We start from the raw sequence: 1,944 nt of genomic DNA on the forward strand, positions 1-1,944 counted from the left end.
GGTGGGGGCGAGCGCCTCCAGCCATCGCAGGCATTCGTCCCGGGACGCCGGTGACGTCGGCCATCATCCGCAGCCACGCGGGGCTGGCGGAGCCGCCGCCGCTGACGCGCAGTTCGGTGGCGGGGGTGCCGGCGGCGGCCAGGCAGTCGCGGACGACCATGGTCAGTCCCTCCAGGACGGCCCGGGCCATGTGCGGACGCTCGTGGTCGACGGTCAGGCCGTGGAACGCGCCGCGCGCGTCGGGGTCCAGGAACGGGACCCGCTCCCCCGCGTGCGAGAGGTAAGGAAGGAAGACCAGCCCGCCGGACCCGGCGGGGGCCTGCGCGGCCAGCTCCGACAGCGCCCCCGGATCCCCCTCCATGCCGAGCAGGCGGCGCGCCCAGTCCACGACCTGGCCCCCGGACAGGGTCGGGAAGGCGCGCAGGTAGCGGCCGCCCGCCAGGCCGAGCGGCAGGGTGAGGCCGGTCGGCCGGCCGTCGAGGTCGGGCGCGTCGACGATCGTCTCGGTGCACACGGTGGTGCCGAGGATGACGCACGCCTGGCCGGTCTCGGTGGCTCCCGCGCCGAACGCCGTCGAGGCGACGTCGTAGGGCGCGAGCACGACCGGGGTGCCGTCCGGCAGGCCGAGCTCGGCGGCGGCCGAGGCGGTCAGCCCGGCGGCGCGGCGGTCGTCGGACCGGATCTCCGGCAGCAGCGGCCGTGCCCACTCCATGCCGTACAGGCGCAGCAGCGCGTCGGAGTAGTCGCGCGTGCGGACGTCCATGAAGGGGACGGCCGCGTCCGACTCGTCCACGGCGATCTCGCCGGTGAGCCGGGAGAAGATCCAGCCGCCGCAGGTGAGGGTCGCGGCGGTGCGGGCGAGCCGGCCGGGGTCGTGCGCGCGCAGCCAGGTGAGGATCCCGGTGGGGACGCCAGCGAACGACACCGAGCCGTTGGTCCGGAACGCGGTGTCCATGACGCCCGCGCGGAGCCAGCCGCCGACGGTATCGGCGGCGCGGCCGTCGTTCCAGAGGATCGCCGGGCCGGTGGGGCGGCCCGCCGCGTCCACGGGCCAGCAGCCGTCGCCCTGCGCGGTGACCGCCAGGTACGCCACCGGCGCGCCGCCGAGCCGCTCGCGCACCTCGCGCACGCCGCTCGCGACCGCCCGCCAGACCTCGTCCATGTCCTGCTCGACGTGGCCGGGCGCGGGCCGCCGCACCTCGGTGGGGCGGCGGACCACGACCCGCTCCGCGCCGTCGTCCGCGTAGCCGACGACCTTGATCATCGTGGTGCCCGCGTCGACGCACACGACCGCCATCAGGCTCTCCCTCCCGTCCGGGCCCGGCTCAGGCCCGGCCGGCCGAGGCGCGCGAGCGGCGGGCGACCGAGTCGAGCGCGACCGCGAGCATCAGCACCGCGCCGGTCACCATGAACCGGTAGGACGAGTCCAGGTTCAGCAGCGTCAGGCCGTTGGAGATGGACTGGATGACCAGGATGCCCAGCAGCGAGGCGAACGCGCCGCCGCGGCCGCCGAACAGGCTCGTCCCGCCGATGACGGCGGCGGCGATCGCGTTCAGGTTGACGTCGCCCGCGCCGGTGCTCTGGTTGGCCGCCGCGAGCCGCGCCGCCGCGAGGATGCCGCCGATCGCCGCGAGCGTCGTGCAGATGACGAACGCCGAGGTGTAGATGGTGCGGACGTTGATGCCGGCGCGCCGGGCCGCCTCGACGTTGCCGCCGACCGCGTACACGGCCTTGCCGTACTTGGTGCGGGTCAGCACGTAGTGCGCGACGAGCACCAGGGCCAGGAAGAAGACGAACATCCAGCCGACGCCGCGGTCGCGGTTGAGGTACCAGACGGCCAGCGCGAGCCCGACCAGGGCGGCGAGGCTGCGCAGCACGAGCACGCGCTCGGACGTCGCCGTCAGCCCGGCCTTGCGGCGGGCGGCGGCGCGGGCGTGGCAGGTG

The 1,944-nt window shown here is 75.8% G+C and carries 2 protein-coding genes; both read right to left on the minus strand.

All coding sequences use genetic code 11. From position 1 onward, the window contains the following. A partial coding sequence (locus AB0J52_RS38395) for an FGGY family carbohydrate kinase (RefSeq protein WP_500187945.1) occupies window positions 1-1,297 on the minus strand: 1,297 nt, incomplete at its 3' end. Window positions 1,298-1,325: 28 nt separating this feature from the next. Beyond that, window positions 1,326-1,944 (minus strand): ABC transporter permease subunit (locus tag AB0J52_RS38400; RefSeq protein ID WP_500187946.1); only part of this gene is annotated, 619 nt, incomplete at its 5' end.

Source organism: Spirillospora sp. NPDC049652, assembly GCF_040675125.1.
GTDB lineage: Bacteria > Actinomycetota > Actinomycetes > Streptosporangiales > Streptosporangiaceae > Spirillospora.